The 912-nt window shown below is 54.3% G+C and carries 1 pseudogene; it reads left to right on the top strand.

The features are described from left to right. Positions 1 to 433 precede the first annotated feature (433 nt). Positions 434 to 798 (top strand): annotated as a pseudogene (locus GOB87_RS16930) (IS5 family transposase); the annotation flags it as partial. Between the last annotated feature and the right edge of the window lie 114 nt (positions 799 to 912).

Below are 912 nucleotides of genomic sequence, written 5' to 3'. Positions count from 1 at the left end.
TTAACCCCGGACCAGATGGCCAACAGCAACGCCGTCAGAAGGGCGGCATAACAACAACCGGGCATAGCTTATCAAGCCCGCAAAACTGTCCGAACGGACGGGTCCACCTCTGTTTGGTGCACATAAAATTTCCCGTAAATTTTCTCTTCATGAGTGATGACGCCGTCATGACGGTGTCACTCGGGCGTCATTTCTATCGCACCTCCTGCGCTCCCCGAGAGGCTGGGACAGCGTCATTATATCAGTCGGAAAGGTGTCATGTGCCTGATGACACTGTCAGGACCTGTCATCTCTGCCGTCATGACGGGTGTCACGCAAAGCGTCATTGATGTCATAAGTCCTAGGGCGTGTCGTCAGTTAACTCTCGGTGTGGTGAGGATTGTACTTCCATCTGATCTGTGATTTTTTCTCTCTGTTTTCAGGAAGAATGTGAATGCGACAGTATGGTCTGAGTGATGGTCAGTGGGAGCAGATAAAGGATTTTCTCCCGGGTCGTGAAGGTCATGCCGGCGGGACAGCTGCGGATAACCGTCTGTTTGTGGAAGCGGTCCTGTATCGTTACCGCGCAGGCATTCCCTGACGTGACCTGCCAGTGCGGTTCGGGGACTGGAAGAATGTTCACAGACGACGGCGCCGCCGGTGCAAAAGCGGTGTGATCGAACGGTTTTCCGGCATCTAGCTGCTGACCATGACAACGAATACATGATGATCGACAGCACGATTGTCCGTGCACACCACGCATAGTGCGGGCGCCCGTAAAAAGGGGGCGCGGATCAGGCCATCGGACGATCTCGTGGCGAACAGAGGTGGTCCCCATTTTTCGGACAGGGCGATAAGCTATCATCTGGCCTGAACGAGGACGGGTTTTATGGGCAAGGTTACGCGGAAACGGTATGCGGCAGAGTTCAAGTC

This window comes from Acetobacter estunensis (genome assembly GCF_011516945.1).
Classification (GTDB): domain Bacteria; phylum Pseudomonadota; class Alphaproteobacteria; order Acetobacterales; family Acetobacteraceae; genus Acetobacter; species Acetobacter estunensis.
Note: the sequence above shows the minus strand (reverse complement) of the source record. Positions and strands in the feature narration are given on the sequence as shown.